Source organism: Pantoea sp. Aalb (assembly GCF_009829985.1).
Lineage (GTDB): Bacteria > Pseudomonadota > Gammaproteobacteria > Enterobacterales > Enterobacteriaceae > SZZU01.
The window spans coordinates 258345-285187 of record NZ_SZZU01000001.1; the positions used below are offsets into that span (position 1 = coordinate 258345).

Genomic DNA, 26843 nt, shown 5'->3' on the forward strand with positions numbered 1-26843 from the left:
ACTCAATGAAATTATAGACTATTTAAAATGAGATTATGTGATCGTGATATCGAAATCTGGTTGGATAGTAGTAAGTTATCTATCGAACCACGTCCACCAATAGAACGCATTAATGGTGCTACTGTAGATGTACTCCTAGGTAATCAGTTTCGTATCTTTAATGGACATAATATACCTTTTATAGATTTAAGTGCTTCTAAAAATGAAATAAATTATTCTATAAATCGAATAATGAGCAATGAAATTATTTTATCAGAAAATGAGGTGTTTTTTTTACATCCAGGAGAACTAGTATTAGCAGTAACATTAGAATCTATAACGATTCCGGATAACATGGTAGGTTGGTTAGATGGCCGTTCATCACTAGCTCGATTAGGATTGATGATACATGTAACTGCACATCGCATAGATCCAGGTTGGCAAGGATGTATTGTGCTAGAATGTTATAATTCTGGTAAATTACCATTAGCTTTACGACCGAAAATGATCATTGGAGCACTGAGTTTTGAACTATTATCTAGTTCAGCTATTCGACCTTATAATAGGCGTAAAAATGCAAAATATTACAATCAAAAAAACATTAAGATTAATTGTATAGATAAAGACTAATTTATAATACTTACTTTCTTTACTCAAAATATTTATATTTTTTCTAGAATAGAAGTATTCGATAAATAATTTATTATAATATCCTAAATTTTCTTTAATCTTAAATTAAATTTCTGCTTAAAATTAATAAATATTATATATGCTTTTTATTTTTATTTTTATTTTTATTTTTATTTTTATAAAGTTTTAAAAAAATCAATATATTTACATTTAAAATATTTAAATGATTATTAAAGTAAAAATTATAAAATATATATAATTTAATTACTAAAATTAATTTTTTTATTAAAATTTATATAATATAATTATAATATTATTATATTAAGGTTCATTTTACTGAATAATTTATATTATATTATTCAGTATTAAAATAAAAAGTATAAAATTCATTTTTAATAAGAATTGCTTACTTTTTTAAAAGGAATATCATATATGGCCATTTTAGTAACAGGAGGAGCAGGATATATTGGATCACATGTAGTATTAGCTCTATTAGAACAGAATATAGATGTTATAGTTCTTGATAATCTATCTCATTCATCCCGTAAATCTATTAATCGTATAGAAAAACTAATAGATAAAAAAATAATTTTCATAGAAGGAGATATACGTAATCGCAAGTGCTTGCGTAACTTATTTTCTATTCATAATATTTTTGCTGTAATACACCTTGCTGCTCTTAAATCAGTAGGAGAATCAATATTCAATTCTTTAGAATATTATAATAATAATATATCTGGAACTATTTTATTATTAGAGGAAATGCGTATTGCAAAAATTTTAAATTTTATTTTTAGTTCATCTGCGACTATATACGGTGCAGATGCATTATCTCCATATACAGAAAATATGACTATTAGCGGAACTACTAGTCCATATAGTACGTCTAAATTAATCATTGAACTTTTTATGCAACATTTATCTAAAGTAGAACCAGCCTTTACTGGAATAGCATTACGTTATTTTAATCCTATTGGTGCACATGAATCTAGTGAAATTGGTGAAGATTCATCATTTACTAGTAATTTATTACCATGTATTGCACAAGTTGCGACTGGTAAAATGGACAAATTAATTATATTTGGCAATGATTACAATACGCCAGATGGCACCGCACAACGTGATTATATTCATGTAGTTGATTTAGCAAAAGGGCATATAAGAATTTTAAATAATTTACCAAAAATAAAGGGTTATAAAGCATATAATTTAGGTAGTGGAAAATGCTTTTCTGTTCTGGAAATAATTAAAATTTTTGAAAAAATATCCGGTAAAAAAATACCATATGAATTTAAATTACGTAGAGTTGGTGATTTACCATCATTTTGGGCTGATATTTCATTAGCAAAAAATGAACTTAATTGGTTTCCAAAATATAACATTAAAGATATGATATGTGATATGTGGAATTGGTATTTAAAAAATCCTAATGGCTTTTTATAAAATAAGCACTATATATAAAGTAAATAATAAGGATTAAATCTATCCTTAATATTAGAATAATTCATTTAGATTAACATCTGATTCAATTATAATTAAAAATATTAAAATATAAAAATATAAAAATATAAAAATATAAAAATATAAAAATATAAAATTTATAATATTTATTACTTAACTAAATTTCTTAACTGATAATATTGAATATTAAAACTTAAAAATTCTTTTAAAAAAGCAATTATTTATTTATTAGTATATTTAACATATTATAAATATAGGTTTTTTATGAAAGAAATTCTTGTTGTAGGTGCTGGTTTTTCTGGTGCTGTTATTGCCCGTGAGTTGGCAGAAAAAAGTTACAGTGTAAAAATTATTGATTCACGAAATCATGTAGCTGGAAATTGTTATAGTGAAAGAGATAATTATACAAATATTATGATTCATAAATATGGTCCACATATTTTTCATACAGATAATAAAGAAGTTTGGAATTATATTTGTTCACATATTATTATGATGCCATATATAAATCGTGTTAAAGCACTTGTATTAAATCAAATTTTTTCATTACCTATTAATTTACATACTATTAATCAATTTTTTAAAAAAACTTGTTCTCCTAATGAAGCTAAGCAATTAATACAATCTAAAGTTAATAAAAAAATTATTTCTCCTAAAAATCTCGAAGAACAAGCTTTATATGTTATTGGAAAAGATTTATATGATGCCTTTTTTAAGGGTTATACAATTAAACAATGGGGCATCAGTCCACAAAAACTTTCACCTTCTATTATTAATAGAATACCAATTCGATTTAATTATGACGATAATTATTTTAATAATATATATCAAGGTATACCTAAATATGGATATACTCCAATAATTGAATCTATTTTAAATAATAAAAATATTAAAATTGAACTTAATACCTCTTTTTCACATCAAGATAAAGAAAAATATCAACATACTTTTTATAGTGGTTCTTTAGATGAATATTTTAATTATGATTTAGGTCGATTAAATTATAGAACTTTGGATTTTGAAAAATTTATAGTCTCTGGAGACTACCAAGGATGTGCAGTTATGAACTATTGTGAAAAAAAAATTCCTTTTACAAGGATAACAGAACACAAATATTTTGCTCCATGGGAAAAACATTCATTATCAGTATGCTATCGTGAATATAGTAGGTCATGTAATAAAAATGATATACCATATTATCCTATAAGAGAGAAAAATAAAATATATTTATTATATAAATATATTGAGAAAGCAAAAAAAGAACAAAATATTACTTTTGTAGGAAGATTAGGAACTTATCGTTATCTTGATATGGATAAAACAATATCTGAAGCATTAATGACAGCTAGGTATTTTATTAAAGTAATGTTAACTAAGAAAAAAATGCCAGTATTTTTAGTTAATATCAATTAAAATCACTTTAAAAAAACGTTATAAGTTTTAATAAAACTTATAACGTTTTTTTATTCAATCATTTTTTTAAATTATAGACTAAAAAATATTTTTTCATAGAAATACATAAATATTATATATTTATATACTCTTTCAAATTAATTAAAACGACATTAGAATTGATAATTATAGATATATTGCATATTAATTTCATTTTATAGTTAGGAGTTTTAAATGTCTAAAAAACAAATTGGCGTTATAGGTATGGCAGTTATGGGCCGTAATTTAGCTCTTAATATAGAAAGTCATGGTTATAGTGTTTCCATCTTTAATCGCTCACGTGAAAAAACAGATGATGTTATAATTGCAAATAAAAATAAAAATCTTGTACCTTATTATTCTATTAAAGATTTTGTTGACTCATTAGAAAAACCACGTCGTATATTATTAATGGTACAAGCAGGAAAAGTTACGGATAAGATAATTAAATTATTAATTCCATATTTAAACAAGAACGATATTTTAATAGACGGAGGAAACTCTTTTTATAAAGATACAATACGCCGTAATCAAGAATTATCTAAAAGTAGTATTCATTTTTTAGGTACAGGTATATCTGGTGGAGAAAAAGGTGCATTAAAAGGACCATGTATTATGCCAGGTGGACAAAGAGAAATTTATGAACTAATGGCACCGATTTTTAATAAAATCGCTGCTCGTACAGAAGATGGTGAAGTATGTGTTACTTACATTGGGCCAGATGGAGCTGGTCACTATGTAAAAATGATTCACAATGGCATTGAATATGGTGATATGCAGCTTATTGCAGAAGCATATTATTTGATGAAAAATGCACTTGCATGTACTAATAAAGATTTAGCTGAAATATTTACTGACTGGAATAATGGTGAACTTAATAGTTATTTAATTAATATTACTAAAAAAATTTTAGCAAAAAAAGTAGATGATAATAAAATAGAAAATAAATATTTAGTAGATCTCATCTTAGACGAAGCGACTAATAAAGGTACTGGTAAATGGGTGAGTCAAAATGCTTTAGACCTTGGTGAACCACTATCTCTTATTACTGAATCTGTATTCGCACGCTATCTTTCTTCTTTAAAATCTCAAAGAATCATTGCCTCTAAAGTACTTAGTGGTCCAAAAGTCAAAGTCATTACCAAAAATAAATTAGAATTTATTGAAAAAATACGACGTGCTTTATACTTAAGTAAAATTATTTCTTATACACAAGGATTTTCTCAACTACGAGTTGCTTCTGAAAGATACAATTGGAATCTTAATTATGCTGAAATTGCAAAAATTTTTCGCGGAGGATGTATTATTCGTGCTCATTTTTTACAAAAAATTATAGATGCTTATATCAAAGATGTAAAAATATTTAACTTAATGATAACTCCTTATTTTAAAGATATAACTGATCATTATCAACAGGCATTACGTGAAATAATAGTATATGCTATACAAAATGGTATTGCAGTTCCTGCTTTTTCTTCTGCAATTGCTTATTTTGATGGATATCGTTCAGCAATTTTACCAGCTAATTTAATTCAAGCTCAACGTGATTATTTTGGTGCACATACGTATAAGCGTTCTGATAAAACTGGTATATTTCATACTAAATGGTCAGAGGAAAATCTTAATTAGTAAACATTTAAGTCCGTTTTTTATACTATGAGCTTTATTATCATAAAAAAATATACATTTTATATTTAAATCAAGCTATAATAGCTTATATTCATCTTAAATTTATAAAATAAACATATGTACTATAACGTTAAATTTTTATGAATATAGCTAATTTTGGCATTTTCATGATTTTTATGAAAAATATTTATGATATATGACGATTACGTAAATTATTTATAATGATATTGAAATCAATATTTTGATCCTGTAATAGCACAATTAGATGATAGATTAAATCAGAAACTTCATTTATTAATTCATGACGATTATTGACTACAGCTGCCAATACAGTTTCTATTCCTTCTTCCCCAACTTTTTGCGCGATACGTTTAGTCCCACTATTATATAACTTTGCTGTATATGATTTTATTGGATCTACATATTTTCTTTTAACTAATAATTGTTCTAACTTATAAAGAAAAATTCCATCTGGAGCAATAAACGAAAAACAACTAGATTGTCCAATATGGCAACTAGGACCAAATGGTTTTACTAATATTAATAAAGTATCTTTATCGCAGTCTGATGCAATATCAATTAAATTAAGGAAACATCCTGAAGTTTCACCTTTCGTCCATAAACATTTTTTAGTTCTTGAATAAAAAGTAACTTTTTTTTCTGTTAAAGTTTTATGTAATGCTTTATGATTCATATAACCATGCATTAAAATTTCTCCAGAAATATGATGTTGGACTATTGCTGGTATCATGCCAGATGTTTTTTCCCAATCTAATTGATCTAATTGCTCTATAGTTAACATGCTCGAATCTCCACACCTTTATTTATTAAAAAAAATTTTAATTTTTTAATATTAATAATTTCCTTATGAAAAACAGAAGCTGCTAATGCACCATCTACTTTCCCTTGTTCAAAAACATCAAAAAAGTGTTGCATATTACCGGCACCGCCAGAAGCAATAAGTGGAACTTTACATACTTTACGCATAATTTTTAATTGTATTAAATCATAACCGTTACATACACCATCTTGATTCATTGTATTTAATACAATTTCACCTGCACCTAATCTTTGTACTTCCTGAATCCAATCAAGTGTTTCCCATTGTGTAACTAAAGTTTTTATTTCATTACCAGTATATTGATTAACGTGATATGTATTGGTCTCCTTATTAAACCAACTATCAATACCTACTACAATACATTGAACACCAAAACGATCAGCTAAACGAGTAATAAGATTAGGATTAGATAAGGCTGGGGAATTAATAGAAATTTTATCAGCACCAAATTTTAAAATTTGTGTAGCATTTTCTTCGTTTTTAATGCCACCTGCAACACAAAATGGGATATTAATTAATTCTGCTACTTGCGATATCCATTTTTTATCTACTATACTATCATTAGATGAGGCAGAAATATCGTAAAAAACAAGTTCATCTATACCTTCTTGTGAATAACGCTGTGCTAATGAAATAATATCACCAATAACTTCATGATTACGAAACTTTATTCCTTTTACAACTTGTCCGTTATATACATCTAAACAAGCAATTATTCTTTTTGCCAGCATTCAATAGCCTCCGATAGTGTAAATTGATTTTCCAATAAAGCGCGCCCTACAATTACACTTTGTACTCCACTATAACGTAGTGCAGCAATGTCAGCTAATGAACTAATACCACCGGAAGCTTGAAACATTATGTCTGGAAATTTCTCAGATATTTCTTTATATAAGGCTACATTAGCGCCTTGTAATGTACCATCTCGTACAATATCAGTACATAAAATATGTTTAAGACCAACTGATTGATACCAACCAATTACCTCTTCTAATGTAATAGAAGATGCTTTTTGCCAACCATTAATAGCTACTTCTTTACGGTTATTAGAATCAACACGTACATCTAAAGCTAGCACTATAGAATCACTTCCAAAGTTTTTAAACCATATTTTTACCTCTTGTGGATGTTTTATTGCAGCAGAACCTATCACTACACGAGATATATTTTTTATATCTAACATCGTAGTAATAGCATCAAAATTACGAATACCACCTCCTATTTGTACTGGTAAATCAATGTTATACATTAATTTTTTTAAAAAAGATATTTGACGTTTAATAGGATTTCTAGCACCATTTAAATCTACTAAATGTAGTATTTCTGCACCTTGAAGTTTATAACTATGTAAATAATCTAAGGGACCTTTATTATACTTACGCTGTTGATTATAGTTACCTTGATATAAACGAACTACTTTACTATCAATTAAATCTAAAGCTGGGATAATCATTAAATCTCCAAAAAATTTTTTAGCAATTGTGCTCCAACTGTACCAGAGCGCTCTGGATGAAACTGGACGCCAAAGAAATTATTTTTTTGCAATGCAGCAGTGAATACAAAACCATAATTACATTTAGCTATAGTATGATAGTTTAGTGACATAGCATAACTGTGTATAAAATAAAAATAACTATTATTAGGAATATTATTAAATAAAAAATGTTTGGTTTCTACAATGATTTTATTCCAACCTATATGTGGTAATGGCAATCCTTTTGTATTAATGATGGAAACTGGTTTATCAATAATACCTAGTGTATTGATACCACCATTTTCACTACTTCTACAACCAAATATTTGCATTCCTAAACAAATTCCTAATATTGGCTGATGTAATTTTTTTATTAAATCTATTAGATTAAAAGATTTAAGTTGATTCATTGCTGCTTTAGCAGAACCAACACCAGGTAATAATATTTTATCAGCTTTCATTAACATAGATGGTTCGTTACTTATTTCCAACGTATAACCTAATCGTTTAATTGCCCATTTTAATGATAATAAATTAGCGCAGCCAGTATCAAGAATAACTACTTTCATTACAATACTCCTTTTGAACTTGGTACAATATTCCCTTTTATATTCATCGCTTGACGTAATGTGCGACCAAAAGCTTTAAAAAGACTTTCTACCATATGATGATCATTATCACCTTGAGTTTTTAAATGTAGTGTAACCATCATTGAGTACGATAGTGAACGAAAAAAATGTTCTATCATTTCTGTACTAATATCTCCAAGATACTGGTAATTAAATTTTGCTTTATATTTAAAATATGGACGTCCAGAAATATCTAGTACGCAAGTTGACATAGATTCATCCATAGGTAATACGAAACCAAAACGACTGATTCCACATTTATCTCCAAGTGCTTTTAATAATGTTTGGCCTAATACTAAACCTACATCTTCTATAGTATGATGATCATCAACATATAGATCACTTGATACATCAATTTTTATAGAGAAGCCACCATGTATTGCAAGCTGTTCTAACATATGATCGAAAAAGCGTAAGCCAGTGTTAATTTGGCTATTTCCCTCCTGATCTAACCATACTTCTATTTTAATTTGTGTTTCTTTGGTATTACGATTTACAAGTGCATAACGGTTAGATTTAGTCAATAAAGATTGAATTGTATTCCAATCTTTTCCTTCTCTACCATATCTTATCCCTTGGATACCCATATTTTTTGCTAATTCAATATCAGTAACACGATCTCCTATAACATAGCTGTTTGCTATATCTAATACACCTTGCTTTAACCAATGATCAACCATTTTAGTTTGTGGTTTACGACACTTACAATGATCTGCTAGAGTATGAGGACAGATAAGTATTTCATTGAAATATATACCTTGTGATATAAACGTATCAATTATTAAATTATGTGGTCCATTAAAATTATCTTGAGAAAAACTATCAGTACCAAGACCATCTTGATTAGTAATCATTACAAATTGATAACCGGAATTTTTCAATGCTAAAAGTGCAATAAGAACATTCTTTTCAAATCTTAATTTATCTATATGATCAACTTGAAAAGTATTAACCGGCTCTGAAATAAGAGTACCATCGCGATCGATAAATAAAATTTTTTGGCTCATATTTTTTCCATTGATAAATTTTGTAATGCAGCTATTAGAGATTTACATTCTTCATTAGTACCAATAGAGATACGAATACATCCAAAAAGATAATCTTTTTTACTTTGATTACGTAAAATAATACCTTTATCCCATAATTTTTTAAAAACATTAAATTCTTTAATAAAACGAACTAAAATATAGTTAGTTTTACTTGGGAAGACCTGTTGTACACATCTCATTTGTTTTAATTGATGAAATAACCAATCACGGTTAGTATTTAGATCTATAACGTGTTTACGCATAAGAGCGATACCTGGTTCACTTAATGCTTGACTAGCTATATCAGCTACTGGTATCGATAATGGATAAGGTGTAATTACTTTCATCAGTAAATCAATAATTGGCTTATTTGCTAATGTAAATCCACAACGTAATCCTGCTAGAGCAAAAGCTTTTGATAATGTACGTAGTATTACTAAATGAGGATATTTATTTAACCAATTAATTAATGTCGCCTCAGGACAGAACTCTATATAAGCCTCATCGACTACAACGAGTGTTTTCCCTGCCGTTATTTCTAATAGCTGATGAATATCTTTACTATTAATTAAATTTCCAGTAGGATTATTTGGGCTACACATATACAATACTTTTACTTTTTTTAGTGTATTAGTAATTTCTAATATATTAAGCTGCCAATTATCTAAAGTATGAACAATACGATATTTAATACCTATTGTTTCAGCAGTTACTTTATACATCTCATAAGTCGGAGGACAAAATAAAATAGTATCATGACCAGGTTCACAAAAAGCTTTCATTATTAATTCAATACCTTCATCAGCTCCTCGACTAACTAATATTTGCTCTGGTTTTAGACCAACATAAGAAGCATATTTTTCTATTACTAATTTTGGTTGACATTCAGGATAACGATTAAATATTTGCTGTGATAATTTAAATGGCACAGGTAAAGGAAATTCATTAGCGTTTAACCATATATTACCTTTACCACCAATACGACGTGCTGATTGATATGGAATTAGCTTGCGTACGTTAGCACGAGCTAAATCTTTAATATTTAACTTCATGCTTGTTGTTGCTCCTTTAATGCATTAACACGTAAAGTGACTGCATTTTTATGCGCTTCTAATTGTTCAGCATTAGCTAATATTTCAATTGTTTCCGCAAGGTTTAGTAATCCATGAGGCATTAATTCTTGAATTGTCATACGTTTCTGAAAATCAGATAAACCAATACTAGAATGAGTTGCTGTACAACCATAAGTAGGTAAGACATGATTAGTACCGGAAGCATAATCACCAGCAGATTCTGGTGACCAATCCCCTAGGAAAACAGAACCGGCATTATTTATATGATCAATTAATTGACGTGGTTTACGAGTTTGTATAATTAGATGCTCAGGCCCATATTGATTAGCAATATCAATACATTGAGTTAGATCATGAGTTATAATTATACAACTATTTTCCAATGCTTGACGTACAATTGCTGCACGTGGTAAACTTATTAATTGTGATTTAATATTAAGAGATATATTCTTAGCTAATTGCATTGAAGGAGTAAGTACAATTGCCTGAGAATCTGGACCATGTTCTATTTGTGACAGTATATCAGAAGCTATAAATGATGGAGTAGCATATTTATCAGCAATTAAAAGTATTTCAGATGGACCAGCAAGCATATCAATTGCTACATTATCTGTATGTTGGATAATTTGACGTTTTGCTTCAGTTACATAAACATTTCCCGGACCAAAAATCTTATTTACTTTAAATATTTTTTCAGTGCCAAAAGCCATAGCTGCAATAGCTTGAGCACCACCAACTTGATAAATTTCATTTACTCCACATGACTGAGCTGCATATAAAATATAATCATTAATTGGTGGAGGAGAACAAATAACTATGCGATTACAACCAGCAAGTTGTGCTGGAATAGCAAGCATCAAAACTGTAGAAAAAAGTGATGCTGAACCACTAGGAATATATAATCCAACTGCTTGAATTGGACGAATCACTTGTTCGCAACGTACTCCAGGCTGAGTTTCTATATCAACTTTTTCTATTTTCTGTGCGTTATGAAATACTTTAATATTCATAATAGCTATTGAAATAGCTTGTTTTAATTTATTATTTACACGAGATGATGCATTTTTAATATCTTCAGGACTAATACGCAAATTTTCTACATACGATTTATCAAAATGTGCATTAAATTCGTGCAATGCTTTATCCCCTTCTTTTTTTACTTTTAGTAAAATTTCATTTACAACTTGACTGATTTTATCAACGTTAGAAATAAAGGAACGTTGTAATAATCTAATTTTCTGTTCTTCACTATATTGTTGCCATTCGAATATTTTTATTGTATTCATTAATATTACTCCAGCATTTTTTCAATGGGTAAAATAAGTATAGAGCTAGCACCCAACGCTTTGAGTTTTTCCATTGTTTCCCAAAATACAGTTTCACTACTAACCATATGCATTGCTACTCTATCTGTTTCACCAGCTAGAGGTATAATAGTAGGATGTTCTGCACCAGGTAAAAGATTAATAACTTCTTCTAAACTCTTACTAGGAGCATGTAACATGATATATTTAGATTCTCGTGCTTTAATCACACCTTGTATACGTGTCATCATTTTATCAACTAACCTTTGTTTAATAGTTGACAATTTACCATCACGTTGAATTAATATCGCTTTAGAGCGATATATTACGTCTACTTCTCGTAAACCATTAGCTTCTAAAGTAGCACCAGTAGAAACTAGATCGCAAATAGCATCAGCTAATCCAGCACGCGGAGCTACTTCTACTGAACCGTTTAATAAACAAGCTTTAAAAGAAACTCCCTTTTTATCAAGATATTTTTTTAGAAGATGAGGATAAGATGTGGCAATTCGAGCATTATTTAAGCACTGCGGTCCGGTGTAATCTACATCTACTGGCATAGCGATTGATAAACGACAATCACTAAAATCAAGACGGCGTAAAGTTAAATAATGTGGATTATCACCTTGTGTACGTCTGGTTAATAACTCTTCCTTTAGTACATTATCACCTACAATTCCTAGATCAACGACATTATCCATTATTAAACCAGGAATATCATCATCACGTACAAAAAGTATATCGATAGGTATATTTTCTGCAAAAGCAATTAATCTTTGTTGTTGAAAGCTAATTTTAATTCCACAGTGCGATAATAGTTCTCGTGATTCATCACTTAAACGACCAGATTTTTGTATAGCTATACGTAAACGATTATTATCTAACATATTTTTATCCTTTTTTTGTATTTCAATCCTATCTAACTAACTTTTAGTTACCAAATTCATAAAAAAAACCCGAAACAAATAATTTGGTTGGGGTATCTTTATTCTTTTCTTTAAGATTGATTTACTACTAGTAAAATATATTAAATTATCTCAGTATAAATCGTTGTAACACTAGTCAAGATTATTATGATGATAGTAATTGAGTTGAATATGTATTTAAAAATTGTATTATTTAATAGTTTTATTATTTAGTAAGAATTTTTAAATTAAAACTTAAAAATTCTTATTGATAGGAAATTACTATTATATTAGAAGAATATATATTGTATTAATAATTCAATTATATTGAATATAATTCATGAATTATACAATTAATTCTAAGTATATCAAATTAACATTATATTCAAATAAATTTTATATAATTTAATATTATTAAATATTTTATATCATTATTTTTATATGTGATAAATAAAATAACGATAATTCTTAATTAATAATTTATTAAGAATTTATGATTAAAATTTAAAATAAATTAATCTTTAATAAGATATTTAATGTCATAAATTTTAAAAATTTAATTGATTATTATTTGTAATTAATTCTTTAAAATGTAAATATAACTCTCTTAATAGGATTATCTTTTTAGCATCTTTTTTATTTTCATTTACGAGCTTTTTAAGTTCAGATAAAAATATATTTATATATTCATTATTTAAAATACTACGACAATGTTGATTCCAATCTTGTCGCTCATTATAGTCTAAAGTATCTGGAAAATTACGTGCACGATAACGAAATAATAATTTATTAATACGCTTATCATCAAATTTTAAATCTAATGCTACAGTTGCTAAATTTTTTGGTATAGTTTTAAGTAAAATATTCATTTTATTACGATCAGCATTACTAAAAAATCCTTGATATAATTGTGTATCTACATCGTTAGATTTTATAAATAATTTTGATTTATTAATAAATACAGATTTAATTTTTTTTTGAATTTCTATGTGTTCACGTAATAGAACTAAATTTTTAAGACATAGTAATTGATTAATACCAAGTCTTTCAATGTCTTCTAATCGTAAAATATTAACAGGCATTAGTATAGGGCATTTATTAATATAGATGATTTTAATAGGCAATGATACATGTTCTCCTAATTCATCACATGGAGTATATAATAATTTAGCCAATTCATTTATTTTAAGAGTTAATAACGATGTTATATTACCAGATAAATCAGCAACTATTAATGCATTACAATTATATGGATGCCATGCTAAAGGAACTATGTAACCTACATTACTCCGTGAAGCCCCAAATATACTAGATATATGAATTAAAGGATTCATTTGAGAAATATTAATTAAATTCTTGATTTTTAATTTATTACGATGAGTGAATAAAAAATTAAATAATTTTGGTTTTTTTTCTTTAACTAATTTTGCTAATGCTTGAGTAGCATATACATCGGACATAGCATTATGTTTTTGTTTGTGAACTAAACCATTAGCCTTAGTAAGTTTTTCTAATTTAAAACTAGGAAATCCATCATTATTTTTAGGCCATATTATCCCATCTGGACGTAGTGCATAGCAAGTACGCATTACATTCAGAAGATCCCAGCGTGAATTACCATTTTTCCAGCTCCAGCTATAAGGATCGTAAAAATTACGATAAAAAACATTACGCGTAATTTCATCATCGAAGTATACATTGTTATAACCAATTATACATGTTTTTGGTTTAGTAAATAAATTATGAATATGTTTAGCAAATGTTGCTTCCTTTACACCGTTTTTATTTGCTATTTGTGGAGTGATACCAGTAATTATTACTGCTTCTGGTTTCGGTAAATAGTCACTTGCTGTTTGACAATATAATAATATAGGTTCTTCTATAACATTAAAATTCTTATCGGTACGTAAACTAGCAAATTGTGCAGGGCGATCCAGAGATGGATCTTTACCAAAAGTTTCATAATCATGAAACAGAAAAGTAAATTCACAGTTGGACAAAGTAATTTACCTAGCTTTTAAAAATTAAATTAGCTAATATCCTGTAAAATATTTTATCTTTAAATATTTTTTTAAAAAATATTAAATACACTTAATTTTTTATTAAGTTTAAAATATTAAAAATTTATAATAGATTGTTTTTATTTAAATTTATAGATATATATACTTAAACATAATATAAACTTTTTAAAAGTTATATTTTATATTTATATTTATATTTAATAAAATAGTATGAATTTGAATTATTCTGGCTCCTCTGACTGGGCTCGAACCAGTGACATACGGATTAACAGTCCGCCGTTCTACCAACTGAACTACAGAGGATTAATGTTATTATGTTGTGAATAATATTCATAATATAATAGTTTGTCAACATCTAAAAATTAGATTATAATATTAGCTAAGTAAAGTTTATAAAAAAGTTATGTTAATTAAAATATTTTATTTCTTGTTAAATATTTTAATTAAGTTTAAATATGTATTAATAAATATATATTAAATTAAGTTAAATATATCAAATTAATTATTCATGAAATGTAGAAGTAAATAAAAAAATAACTTACAATTTTTCGTCCTTTAAACATTTATTATGTAAAATAATAGTATAGTATTGTATATGCATACAAAATAAAATATATTAAAAAATAAATGAATTTAATCTGGTATTATGTTATTTAAATGAATACAAATCAGTTTTAAAACAGATTTATGATAATTTTTTTTATTAATTTGTATAGTAAAAATAGTAAGCTACATTAACTTAATATTATAAATTGTTTTCTTAAATTATGAGGATAACTTTAGAAATGTTCTGTAGTTTAATGGTTGGTGTTATCTTAGCTATAATGTATCTATCATACTTTTAGTATTATTAACTAAATGATCGAACATTAAGCGTACATTATTTTATGTTCTCGAATAATGCTAGATTTATTTTTTTAATAAATCTAGCAAAATTCGATATTTAAAATTATTTTATTACTACACCTCAACAAACTAATAATTTTAATTTGTTAATAATTTAATAAATAAAACTATTACTTATAATTAAGTACTTCAAAAAGTATATATATTATACAAAATAATTTCATTAAATAGTATCTAATTCATTAATAAAATTTAGTTTCGATAAAAGAAAGATAGATGTAATCAGATTATCTTAAGAGATAAATTCTTTTATTGTTATTATATAATTTACATCCAATAAATTATATAATAACAATAAAAATAAAAAAATACATACATTTTACTAAGTATCTTACCTTAAAAACAAATCACTAAAATTTAGATAAAATATAATATTAAAATTATTATAGTATAAAAAGGCAGTCATCTTAAACAACTGCCTTTTTGAATATTTTACACATATTATGAGAATAATACTGGATTTTATATTTTGTAAATTAGCAAAACATAAAATTTATATTAATTAATTGTCATTAATCCTATATTACCACCAGCAGCAGTAGTATTGATGCTGATTGAACGTTCAATCAGTAAACGTTCAATTAATAAATTAGTTTCTCCAGATACGAAACCTTGTACTGTTATAATCGATCTATCTATTGAAGCAATATCTTTACATAATTTATTTAATTGACTAGTATTTCCATGATAAATAACCGCATCAAATTTTTCATGTAGCACATTGTCTGTAAGTTTAATGTATTTTTGTACTTCATAAGGTAAAGATGATCGTAATGTACTATGTAGCTCATCATTTTGCCATATTATTCGGCTACCTACGCTAATAACTGCAGCTAATTGTATTAGAATATCTTGTTCATTATTTGAAAGACACAATACACAGTCTTTTGGAATTAAACTATAAGTATTGCGTTCTCCTGTTGGACCTGATAATAAACGTACAGTGCCAGATTGTGATAAATCATAATATCTTTGATATATAGCTTCTATTTCTGGCTTATTTTTTACCCACGTTAAAAACGCTTGATGCAATATCACAAGTTCATCACGTATTACACTGTCTACTGATATTTCATTATTCTGTCTATCAAAAGTAATCCTCAAAGCATTATCTGGACGATAAGCTAGTAAACGATATAGGTATAATGGTCCTCCTGCTTTAGGTCCTGTTCCAGAAAGTCCTTCTCCACCAAATGGTTGTACTCCAACTACTGCACCTATCATATTTCGATTGACATAAATATTACCAACTTTAGCTTTGTTTATAATTTGTGTAATAGTTTCATCAATACGAGTATGTATACCTAATGTTAACCCATATCCAGATGAATTAATTTGATTTATCATTTGAAATAAATTACTTCGCTTAAATTTAATTACATGAAGAACCGGTCCAAATACTTCCTTATCTAAATCCTTTACTTGATTAATTTCAATAATTGTTGGTGTAATAAAGTTACCACTACTACAATCTTTAGAGTCTTGTTTATTTTCAAGCACAGATTGATATACGGAAAAACCTTTAATTCTCATTTTTTGAATGTGACGTTCTATATTAATTTTAGATTTAATATCAATTACTGGGCCAATATCAGTTGATAAACGTTCTGGATTACCCATTCGACATTCAGCCATTGCACCTTTTAACATTTTTAATGTGTAATCAGCTACTTCTTCTTGTAGACATAATAAACGAAGTGATGAACATCTTTGGCCAGCACTGTCAAAAGCAGAGATTAATATATCATCTACTACCTGTTGAATTAATGCTGAAGAATCTACAATCATAGCGTTGATACCACCAGTTTCTGCTATGATAGGAATAGGATGTCCTTCGCTATCAAGACGTCCAGCAAGACTATGATTTAGTAATTTTGCTACTAATGTAGAACCAGTAAACATAACTCCACGTATACGTTCATCTTCTATTAATTTCATACCAACTATTTCACCAGATCCTGGTAACATTTGTAATACTCCAGCTGGAATACCAGCTTCTAATAAAATATGAACTGCTTGAGCAGCTATTATTGGAGTTTGTTCTGCTGGTTTTGCTAGTACACTATTCCCAGCAGCTAGTGCTGCTGCGATTTGACCTATGAAGATTGCTAGAGGAAAATTCCATGGACTAATGCATACCACTGGTCCTAGAGGACGATAAGTGTTATTATTGAAATCTTCTCTTATTATTTCAGCATAATAATAAAGAAAATCTACTGCTTCACGTATTTCCGCAATAGCATTATTATAAGTTTTACCAGATTCACGTACTAGAAGACCAATAAGCCTCTGCATTTGGGATTCCATCATATTAGCCGCAATTTCTAAGATTTTAGCTCGTTCTTGCGGTGATGTAGTAGACCATATGAGACTAGCTTGTATAGTAGCATCTAGAGCTTGCGATATTTCTTCTTCTGTAGCGTCATATACATTACCTACAATGTCATCTATTTTTGCAGGATTAATAATTTGTCGGCTTTCACTATTATTACTTAATTTACCAATTATTATTGGCTTTACTATTAATGGCTCTTTAATTGAATTGAATAATGTACTAGAAAGAGAAGCTAAACTATGTTCATTATTTAGGTCAATACCAAAAGAATTAATTCGCTTATCTCCATAAAGAGAGCGAGGTAATGGAATTTTTAGATGTGGTAAACCTATCATGCCTTCATTTATACCCATTTTTTGAATTATTGATACTGGATCAGCTACTAATTCTTCAATTGGTATAGTATTATCTGCAATACGATTAATAAAAGAGGTATTTGCACCATTTTCTAATAAGCGTCGTACTAAATAAGCTAATAATGTTTCATGTGTACCTACTGGTGCATAAATGCGACAAGGACGATTAAGCTTACCATCGGATACTTTACCTACTATATTTTTATATAGTGGTTCTCCCATACCATGTAAACACTGAAATTCATATTGACCAAAGTAATAATTATTTCCTGCTAATTGATAAATTGCTGCTAACGTACAAGCATTATGGGTAGCAAATTGAGGATAAATAAAGTTTGGTATTGATAGAAGTTTTCGTGCACATGCTAAATAAGAAATATCAGTATATACTTTGCGGGTATATACAGGATAATCTTCTAATCCTGCAACTTGTGTACGTTTAATTTCAGTATCCCAGTAAGCACCTTTTACTAAACGTATCATTAAGCGGCGATAGCTCCGTTGTGCTAGATCAGAAATAAAATCAATTACAAAAAGACTACGTTTTTGATATGCTTGAATGACAAAGCCAATACCATTCCAATTCTTTAATTCTGGTTCGAAACATAACTTTTCTAACAAATCTAACGAAATCTCTAAACGATCAGCTTCTTCTGCATCTATAGTAATCCCTATATCATAAGATCGAGCTAATATAGTTAAAGATTTAAGAATAGGATATAATTCTTTTATTACTCGTTCGTATTGTGCTCGGTTATAACGAGGATGTAAAGCTGAAAGCTTTATTGAAATACCAGGCCCTTCATAAATTCCTCGACCATTAGAAGCTTTACCAATTGCATGAATTGCTTGTTGATAAGATAATAAATATGCTTTTGCATCACTATATGTTAATGCTGCTTCACCTAGCATATCATAAGAATATCTAAATCCTTTTTCTTCTAACTTTTGAACATTATTTAAAGCTTCTGATATTGTTTCTCCTGTAACAAATTGTTTCCCTATTAAACGCATTGCCATTTCTAAACTTTTACGTATTAATGGTTTACCGCTCTTATCAATAATATTCTTTAAGTATGCTATATTGGATTCTTTATGAATGGAAACTACTCGACTAGTCAATAGCAACCCCCAAGTAGCTGCATTGACAAACATAGAAGGGCTAGCACCTAAATGTGATTGCCATTTAATATTATTATTAATTTTATTACGAATTAGTAAATCACGTGTTGATTTATCAGGAATACGTAAAAGTGCTTCAGCTAGACACATCAATGCTATACCTTCATCAGAAGAAAGAGAAAATTCTTGAAGCAAGCTTTGTACTATACTGTGGCGTTCAATTAAGCTTTTTTGATTACGTAAGGTATGAGTTAAACTATAAGCCAATTCATGAATCTTCTCTGCTTCTAAAGCAGGGAAACGTGCTAATTCTAATGCGATGGGTACTGCATCAGTTTCTAGACATCTTGATGCTTTTGTAATAGTAGAACGTATGACTGATTGTGGTAAAATACTTTCAGCAAAATCTTCGAAAGGTTTAAATCTTTTTTCTAATGAATGATCATCTTTAGTTATTTTATTAGATAACTGTGACGGTATTTCAATTGGATTTTTACTAGCTTCTAATTGATCAAGATAATTAAAAATTGCTTGTTTAATAAGCCAGTGGGGTGTCCGATTCATTTTTTGTGCCGTTATTTTAATACGATCACAGGTGGTTTTATCCAACTTCACCCCCATATTAGTGTTTAGCATTATTTACTTATCCTCAAAGAATGAATTATATCAACCTTAATTACAATGCACTTATGTTACAATATTTGTACTATTATATTTCATGAACTAAATAGCTCAAATTAATTAAATTTACAAAAACAGTATAATTCATGAATATTGCAATATTCATAGTAGAAATATATCTTTAATACAATTAAAAATGTGAACATGCGCAACCTATGAAAATTTATACGATATTACAGGTGAAAATAATATGAATCCTGTGTTACATGTTGGTTATTAAATAAGTAAGAACCGTCTTTTAAATGACAAGATACTACAAACATTAAGTAAAATCTTTTTATTTAAGACATGATAAAACCAAATAGTTACATTATTTGATTTTGATAATGTAATAAAAAAGATTTATTTAATTAATAAGCAATCAGATAAATAGTGGAGAATGTTATGAGTGTAAGTATACCTATGCTAATAACCTTTATAATTTATATTCTTGGAATGATATCTATTGGTTTTGTTGCATATCGTTCAACAAAAAATTTTGATGATTATATTCTTGGTGGACGTAGCTTAGGAAGTATGGTAACTGCATTATCTGCAGGAGCATCGGATATGAGTGGATGGCTCTTAATGGGATTACCAGGTACTATTTTTATATCAGGTATTGCTGAAAGTTGGATTGCAATTGGACTAATTATTGGTGCTTGGTTAAATTGGAAGATTGTAGCAGGACGTTTACGAGTTCAAACCGAACACTACAATAATGCGCTTACTTTACCAGATTTTTTTACTAATCGTTTTGAAGATAAAAGTAAAGTATTAAGTATAATTTCTGCATTAGTTATTTTGATTTTTTTTACGATTTATTGCGCATCTGGTGTCGTAGCAGGTGCTCGTTTATTTGAAAGTACTTTTGGTTTAGATTATCAAACAGCATTATGGGCTGGTGCTGCAGTTACTATTTTATATACATTTATAGGTGGCTTTCTTGCAGTAAGCTGGACTGATACTGTACAAGCTAGTTTAATGATTTTTGCATTAATTCTTACGCCTATTATTGTTATTATTGCTGTTGGAGGAATTTCAGATGCATTAACAGTAATTAAGGCAAAAAATATAGAAAATGTGAATATGTTCAAAGCATTTAGCTTTCTTGCAATAATTTCATCTTTAGGCTGGGGACTAGGATATTTTGGACAACCACATATTTTAGTACGTTTCATGGCATCACACTCTCATCGTTCTGTTTTAACTGCACGCCGCATTAGTATGACATGGATGATTTTATGCTTAGCTGGTGCAGTTGCAGTTGGTTTTTTTGGAATTGCTTACTTTCAAAATCATCCAAATCAATCATTAAATGTAAGTCAAAACGGTGAACGAGTATTTATCGAATTAGCCCTTACGCTTTTTAACCCATGGATTGCTGGTATTTTATTATCCGCGATTTTAGCAGCTGTTATGTCTACTTTAAGTTGTCAGTTACTAGTATGTTCTAGTGCATTAACAGAAGATCTTTATAAACAATTTTTACATAAAAATGCAAGTCAAAAAGAATTGGTATGGGTTGGACGTTTAATGGTTTTACTAGTTGCACTAATAGCTATTAAGATTGCATATAATCCAGAGAACCGTGTTTTAGGTCTAGTTAGTTATGCTTGGGCTGGTTTTGGTGCTGCATTTGGCCCAGTTGTTCTATTTAGTGTATGTTGGCAAAGAATGACACGTAATGGTGCTTTAGCTGGTATGGTTATTGGTGCAATTACTGTATTAATTTGGAAAAATTATGCATGGATTAATTTATATGAAATCATTCCTGGCTTCATTGGTAGTAGCATTGCAATTATATTAGTAAGCTTGATTGACCGTGCTCCTTCAGAGATTATACAACAGCGATTTACTAAAGCTGAAGCTGAATACCTAACCAAATAAATGATCTTTTACCACCGTTTCGTTTAAATGAGACGGTGATTAAAATCATAATTTAATTAATTTAAAATAATTATTAATAATAAATTAATTATGTTTATTGAATTAATTTGCTTTTTTAATCGCAAAAATAAAATATTTTCTTTTGATAACTTGTATTTTATTAAGGTTAATATTTAATTAAAAATAATTTAAGAATATAGAGTTTTTATATTCAAGGATTTTATAATGTTTCTATCATTTCTTATTATGCTGAGAGAAGGTTTTGAGGCAGCATTAATTGTTAGTTTAATTGCTAGTTACTTAAAACGCATTAAGAGAATTCATTTATTTCCTGCTATGTGGGCTGGAGTTTTTATAGCTGTAATATTGTGTCTAGTATTAGGAATCATTATTAGCAAAACTACGGGTGAATTTCCACAAAAACAGCAAGAATTATTTGAAGGTATAGTAGCAATAGTTGCAGTCATTATTTTGACTTCAATGGTATTCTGGATGCGTAAAATATCAATTAATATTAAATTAACATTAGAAACATCTGTAGATCAGGTATTACAAAAGCAAAGTAGTAACGAATTAGCATTAATATTAATGGTTTTTCTAGCGGTTGCTAGAGAAGGATTAGAATCAGTATTTTTTTTATTAACATCTTTTACTCAAGATGTTGGTTATGCTCCACCTATCGGAGCTATATTAGGCTTAACTACATCTATTTTACTAGGTTTTTTAATATATTATGGTAGTATTAAGCTTAATGTAGCTCATTTTTTTTATTGGACTAGTTTTTTTATTCTGTTTGTTACTGCTGGTATTGCATCTAGCGCCATTCGTGCTTTACACGAAGCTGGTTTATGGAATTTTTTTCAAAAGACTGCTTTCGATTTAAGTAATGTATTATCTACGCATTCAATATTTGGTATTTTATTGGAGACTTTAATAGGTTATCAAGAATCTCCAAGTGTTAGTGAAGTAGCTATGTGGTTTATTTATTTAATCCCAACACTGTTTTTTTTTCTATCAATACATCGTCCTATATTCAAATTAATAAAATGAAATTAACACCCATAGTATCGATTTATATTGTTTTTAAATGGATAAGACTTATATGACTATTTATTCCTATTGTAAAGTGTTATTAATTTTAATATTAATGTATTCTAGAATAACCCATGCTATAGGTATTCAACAAGTTACTGTAACAGTAACTGATACAAAGTGCGATCCTATGCTAATTAATTTAAATTCTGGTAAAACTCAATTTATTATAAAAAATAATAGTCAGAAAATTTTAGAATGGGAAATCTTAAAAGGAGTAATGATCATAGAAGAACGAGAAAATATTGCACCAAGTTTTAGTCAAAAGCTTACAACTAATTTACAAGCAGGTCAATATGATATTACTTGTGGTTTACTTAAAAATCCAAAAGGTAAATTAATTGTTAAGGATAACAATATTAATAATAATCTGTCGATGCATATTAATCCTACTTTAATAAAACTCAATGGTCCTATTAGAGATTATAAAATTTATGTAACACAAGAAGTCAAAGCTCTGGTAAAAAATACTCAAAAATTTATTGATGCAATAAATTTAGGTAAATTACAAAAAGCTAAAGAATTATATGCCCCAACTCGTCAACATTATGAACATATTGAACCGATTGCTGAATTATTTTTTGATCTAGATCATCGTATTGATGCACGTGAAGATAATTATGAAAAAAAAGCCAATGATCCAGAATTTTCAGGGTTTCACAGGTTAGAAAAAGCTTTGTTTTATGATCATAATCTTAAAGGAATGCAATTTTATGCCAATCAATTGAATGAAGATGTACATGATTTACAAAAGCGTGTTAATGCTTTAACTTTTTCTCCGATAAAATTAGTAGGTGGTGCTGCTAGTTTACTTGAAGAAGTTGCTTCTAAGAAAATATCTGGCGAAGAAGATCGTTATAGTAGAACTGATTTATGGGATTTCCACGCTAATATCGAAGGAGCTCAAAAGATCGTAGATCTATTACGTCCTTTACTATACAAAGAAAACACTCAACTGGTAAATAAAATAGATATTAATTTTAAAAAAGTAAATTCTATTTTAAATAAATATCGCATAAAAAATGGATTTTCTCCTTATAACCAATTAACTAATATTGATTATAATGCGCTCAAAGGACCGATTAATACCTTAGCGGAAAATCTCTCTCTATTACGCGGTACTTTAGGTTTAGATTAGTATGAGTAAGAACAATAATAACAAAGTACAAATATCACGTCGTCTTTTATTAAAGAAACTAGGAGCTATATGTAGTGCGGTTGCTCTAAGTGAAGCTTGTCCATTTCAATCATTAAAGGCTAATAAAATTTTATCATCGAAAACTAAAATATTAGATAAACGCCAACAAATACAACCTTTTTATGGTTTCCATCAATCTGGTATTTTAACACCACAACAAGCATTAACAATTTTAGTAGCATTTAATGTACTTGCTAGCAATAAAAAAGAACTTAAACGATTATTTCAAATACTAACTGATAGGTTTGCCTTTTTAACTAAAGGTGGTATAGCTCCAGAAATTATAAATCCTCAACTACCATCAATGGATTCTGGGATTCTTGGAGCAAATATATTTCCAGATAATTTAACAATGACATTGTCTGTTGGTGCTTCGCTTTTTGACAATCGTTTTGGATTAGCTCATCATAAACCAAAACAATTACAAAATATGATACGATTTCCTAATGATGCACTAGATGCTAATCTATGTCATGGCGATATTTTAATACAAATATGTGCAAATACCCAGGATACACTAATCCATGCTTTACGTGATATAATCAAATATACTCCAGATTTGTTAGCAATACGTTGGCAACGTGATGGTTTTATTGCAAACCATTCTACAACATGTAGTAATAGTAATATACGAGAAACTCCAATTAATCTTTTAGGATTTAAAGATGGTACTGCTAATCCAGAAATACAAAATACGGAATTAATGAATCGATTATTATGGATAACAAGTAATCAAAAAAAAACAGAACCTACTTGGATGATTGGGGGTACCTATCAGGTTATTAGAATTATTCGCTTCTATGTGGAAAAATGGGATCGTACTCCTATTAAAGAACAACAAACTATTTTCGGACGTGAGAAACTTTCTGGAGCTCCTCTTGGCATGAAAAACGAACATGATATTCCTGATTATAATCGTGATCCAAATGGTTTATTAATTCCGCTAAACTCCCATATTCGTTTAGCTAATCCCCGTACTACAGAAACAACCAATAATCTAATATTAAGACGAGGTTATAATTATTCTTCTGGTATTACTAAATCTGGTCAATTAGATATGGGATTATTATTTATTTGTTATCAACATGATTTAATAAAAGGTTTTATTAGTATGCAAAATCGTTTAAATGGCGAAGCATTAGAAGAATATATTACTCCTATAGGTGGAGGTTATTTTTTTGCATTACCTGGTGTACGAGATAAAAATCATTATTTAGGACAACTTCTTTTACAAAATTCATAAAAAATTAAATTCATCAACATATGCTATAAATAAAATGATTATTTATTTAAATATTATGTTATAAGGATAACGGTGAGGAAGGGATTCGAACCCTCGATACTTGTTACTGTATACAAGCTTTCCAAGCCTGCTCCTTCAACCACTCGGACACCTCACCATTTTTCTTTTTTCTACCTAACCTTACTTATAGTCATCATAGTCATCTAATCATCTTTTTTTAGATTAGCATCTAATAACTTAAATTTACATTACTATAAAAATAACTAATAAATAGTTTATTTATAATATTATTATTAAAAATAAAAAATATTATTTTTTGTATTATTATAAATTATAATAATGTAATTAGTATAGAATATATATAATATCCAATTATAAGTATTGGAATTATTATTTAATTTTTAATAAATAACTAACAATATGTTTTATTAGTAGTAAATTGATTTAATAAAATTATATATAACAATAGAAATATATACATATATAATATATATATTATATGTTAATATTTGATAATTAAAATAATTTTATTTAATAATTCAATTATTAAATAAAAAATTTATGATATCACCATCTTTAACAATATAATTTTTACCTTCTAGACGCATCTTACCAGCTTTTTTAGCACCATGTTCTCCTTTATATGTTATAAAATCTTTAAAAGCAATGGTTTGTGCACGAATAAACCCTTTTTGAAAATCACTATGAATTTTACCTGCAGCTTCTATTGCAGTTGCTCCTATAGGAATAGTCCAAGCATGTATCTCTTTTAAACCAACAGTAAAATATGTTTGTAAGTTAAGTAAAAAATAAGCTTGGCTAATTATTTGATTTAAACTACATGATTTTAAATTAATCATAGAATGTTCATAACACTTTTTATCTTTTAGCTTATCTATCTGTACTTCCATAGAAGCACAAACAGGAACTATTATTGAATTTTCCGATTTGGCAAGTGATATTATTTCATTTAAGTAATGATTATTTTCAAAACTATTTTCATTAACGTTAGCAATATACATCATTGGCTTGAGGGTTAAAAAGTTTAAGTAATGAATATTTTTTTTTTCTTCAATACTTAACTGAAGTGAACGTAACATTTTTGTATGTTCAAGATGAGTTAAACATTTTCTTAGTACTACAAGTTCTATTTGTGCATTTTTATCACCTCCTTTAGCTTTTTTTTGTATACGATTAATAGAGCGCTCACATGCTTCAAGATCTGAAAATATTAACTCTGTATTAATTACATTAATATCTTCTATAGGGTTTACTTTTTTGGATACATGTATAACGTTTTCGTTTTCAAAGCAACGTACTAAATGGCAAATTATTTCTGTTTCTCGAATATTAAAAAGAAATTGATTGCCTAAACCTTCTCCTTTAGAAGCTCCTTTTACCAAACCAGCTATATCAATAAATTCTATATTTGTTGGTATAATTTTTTTTGATTGAACTATTTGATTTAACTGATAAAGTCGTATATCTGGCACAGGTGCTATGCCAGTATTTGGTTTAATTGTACAAAATGGAAAATTAGCTGCAGCAACACCTGATTTAGTCAATGCATTAAAAAGAGTAGACTTACCAACATTTGGTAAACCTATTATCCCGCATTTCAATGCCATAATTATAC

Annotated in this window: 19 protein-coding genes and 2 tRNA genes; 8 read left to right on the plus strand and 13 right to left on the minus strand. The window is 28.0% G+C overall.

Going from position 1 to position 26843, the window contains the following annotated elements; genetic code table 11:
- Nucleotides 1–27 precede the first annotated feature (27 nt).
- The 4 genes from dcd to gndA all read left to right on the plus strand — a co-directional run bounded on the left by dcd (nt 28) and on the right by gndA (nt 5130).
- Nucleotides 28–609 (plus strand): dCTP deaminase, encoded by a 582-nt coding sequence (dcd, locus tag FD728_RS00995; protein ID WP_159933922.1) that lies wholly within the window; start codon nt 28–30, stop codon nt 607–609.
- A gap of 432 nt (nt 610–1041) precedes the next feature.
- Nucleotides 1042–2052, plus strand: a complete 1011-nt coding sequence (galE, locus tag FD728_RS01000) for a UDP-glucose 4-epimerase GalE (RefSeq protein ID WP_159933924.1) — start codon at nt 1042–1044, stop codon at nt 2050–2052.
- 282 nt (nt 2053–2334) lie between these two features.
- A complete protein-coding gene (gene glf, locus FD728_RS01005; RefSeq protein ID WP_159933926.1) occupies nt 2335–3483 on the plus strand; it encodes a UDP-galactopyranose mutase in 1149 nt (382 codons plus the stop codon).
- A gap of 213 nt (nt 3484–3696) precedes the next feature.
- Complete coding sequence (gene gndA, locus FD728_RS01010) at nt 3697–5130, plus strand: NADP-dependent phosphogluconate dehydrogenase (RefSeq protein WP_159933928.1); 1434 nt, start codon at nt 3697–3699, stop codon at nt 5128–5130.
- Between the two features lie 187 nt (nt 5131–5317).
- Here the strand turns inward: gndA and hisIE are convergent, their stop codons facing one another.
- The 11 genes from hisIE to putA all read right to left on the minus strand — a co-directional run bounded on the left by hisIE (nt 5318) and on the right by putA (nt 19760).
- Nucleotides 5318–5932, minus strand: coding sequence for a bifunctional phosphoribosyl-AMP cyclohydrolase/phosphoribosyl-ATP diphosphatase HisIE (hisIE, locus tag FD728_RS01015; RefSeq protein ID WP_159933931.1), 615 nt, complete (start codon nt 5930–5932; stop codon nt 5318–5320).
- Nucleotides 5926–6702, minus strand: coding sequence for an imidazole glycerol phosphate synthase subunit HisF (gene hisF / locus FD728_RS01020; protein WP_159933933.1), 777 nt, complete (start codon nt 6700–6702; stop codon nt 5926–5928). Before hisF ends, hisIE begins: the two co-directional genes overlap by 7 nt.
- Complete coding sequence (gene hisA, locus FD728_RS01025; RefSeq protein ID WP_159933935.1) at nt 6684–7424, minus strand: 1-(5-phosphoribosyl)-5-[(5-phosphoribosylamino)methylideneamino]imidazole-4-carboxamide isomerase; 741 nt, start codon at nt 7422–7424, stop codon at nt 6684–6686. The genes hisF and hisA overlap by 19 nt, the downstream gene beginning before the upstream one ends.
- Entirely contained in the window at nt 7424–8014 is a 591-nt protein-coding gene (hisH, locus tag FD728_RS01030; protein WP_159933937.1) for an imidazole glycerol phosphate synthase subunit HisH, read from the minus strand. The genes hisA and hisH overlap by 1 nt, the downstream gene beginning before the upstream one ends.
- Nucleotides 8014–9081 (minus strand): bifunctional histidinol-phosphatase/imidazoleglycerol-phosphate dehydratase HisB, encoded by a 1068-nt coding sequence (gene hisB / locus FD728_RS01035; protein WP_159933939.1) that lies wholly within the window; start codon nt 9079–9081, stop codon nt 8014–8016. The genes hisH and hisB overlap by 1 nt, the downstream gene beginning before the upstream one ends.
- Nucleotides 9078–10154: a histidinol-phosphate transaminase gene (hisC, locus tag FD728_RS01040; protein WP_159933941.1), complete on the minus strand. Its 1077-nt coding sequence runs from the start codon at nt 10152–10154 to the stop codon at nt 9078–9080. The genes hisB and hisC overlap by 4 nt, the downstream gene beginning before the upstream one ends.
- The gene (gene hisD, locus FD728_RS01045) at nt 10151–11461 is read right to left on the minus strand and encodes a histidinol dehydrogenase (protein ID WP_159933943.1); all 1311 of its coding nucleotides are present in this window, start codon (nt 11459–11461) and stop codon (nt 10151–10153) included. Before hisD ends, hisC begins: the two co-directional genes overlap by 4 nt.
- A 5-nt stretch (nt 11462–11466) precedes the next feature.
- On the minus strand, nt 11467–12366 hold the full coding sequence (gene hisG / locus FD728_RS01050) for an ATP phosphoribosyltransferase (protein ID WP_159933945.1): 900 nt from the start codon (nt 12364–12366) through the stop codon (nt 11467–11469).
- Between the two features lie 566 nt (nt 12367–12932).
- Nucleotides 12933–14384, minus strand: coding sequence for an exodeoxyribonuclease I (sbcB, locus tag FD728_RS01055; protein ID WP_159933947.1), 1452 nt, complete (start codon nt 14382–14384; stop codon nt 12933–12935).
- 248 nt (nt 14385–14632) lie between these two features.
- Nucleotides 14633–14708, minus strand: a tRNA-Asn gene (locus tag FD728_RS01060).
- A gap of 1101 nt (nt 14709–15809) precedes the next feature.
- Nucleotides 15810–19760, minus strand: a complete 3951-nt coding sequence (gene putA, locus FD728_RS01065; protein ID WP_159933949.1) for a trifunctional transcriptional regulator/proline dehydrogenase/L-glutamate gamma-semialdehyde dehydrogenase — start codon at nt 19758–19760, stop codon at nt 15810–15812.
- Nucleotides 19761–20189: 429 nt separating this feature from the next.
- Here putA and putP point away from each other — a divergent pair, with 429 nt between their 5' ends.
- From putP to efeB, 4 genes are all read left to right on the plus strand, one after another.
- Nucleotides 20190–21674 (plus strand): sodium/proline symporter PutP, encoded by a 1485-nt coding sequence (gene putP, locus FD728_RS01070; protein ID WP_159933951.1) that lies wholly within the window; start codon nt 20190–20192, stop codon nt 21672–21674.
- 225 nt (nt 21675–21899) lie between these two features.
- Entirely contained in the window at nt 21900–22724 is an 825-nt protein-coding gene (efeU, locus tag FD728_RS01075; protein WP_159933953.1) for an iron uptake transporter permease EfeU, read from the plus strand.
- Nucleotides 22725–22776: 52 nt separating this feature from the next.
- Nucleotides 22777–23904 (plus strand): iron uptake system protein EfeO, encoded by a 1128-nt coding sequence (gene efeO / locus FD728_RS01080; protein ID WP_159933955.1) that lies wholly within the window; start codon nt 22777–22779, stop codon nt 23902–23904.
- Between the two features lies 1 nt (nt 23905).
- Nucleotides 23906–25207, plus strand: a complete 1302-nt coding sequence (gene efeB / locus FD728_RS01085) for an iron uptake transporter deferrochelatase/peroxidase subunit (RefSeq protein ID WP_159933957.1) — start codon at nt 23906–23908, stop codon at nt 25205–25207.
- Between the two features lie 70 nt (nt 25208–25277).
- Here the strand turns inward: efeB and FD728_RS01090 are convergent.
- A tRNA-Ser gene (locus FD728_RS01090) sits at nt 25278–25364 on the minus strand.
- A gap of 382 nt (nt 25365–25746) precedes the next feature.
- Nucleotides 25747–26835 carry a redox-regulated ATPase YchF gene (ychF, locus tag FD728_RS01095; RefSeq protein WP_159933959.1) on the minus strand — a complete coding sequence of 363 codons (1089 nt, stop codon included), beginning with the start codon at nt 26833–26835 and terminating at the stop codon, nt 25747–25749.
- Nucleotides 26836–26843: the final 8 nt, after the last annotated feature.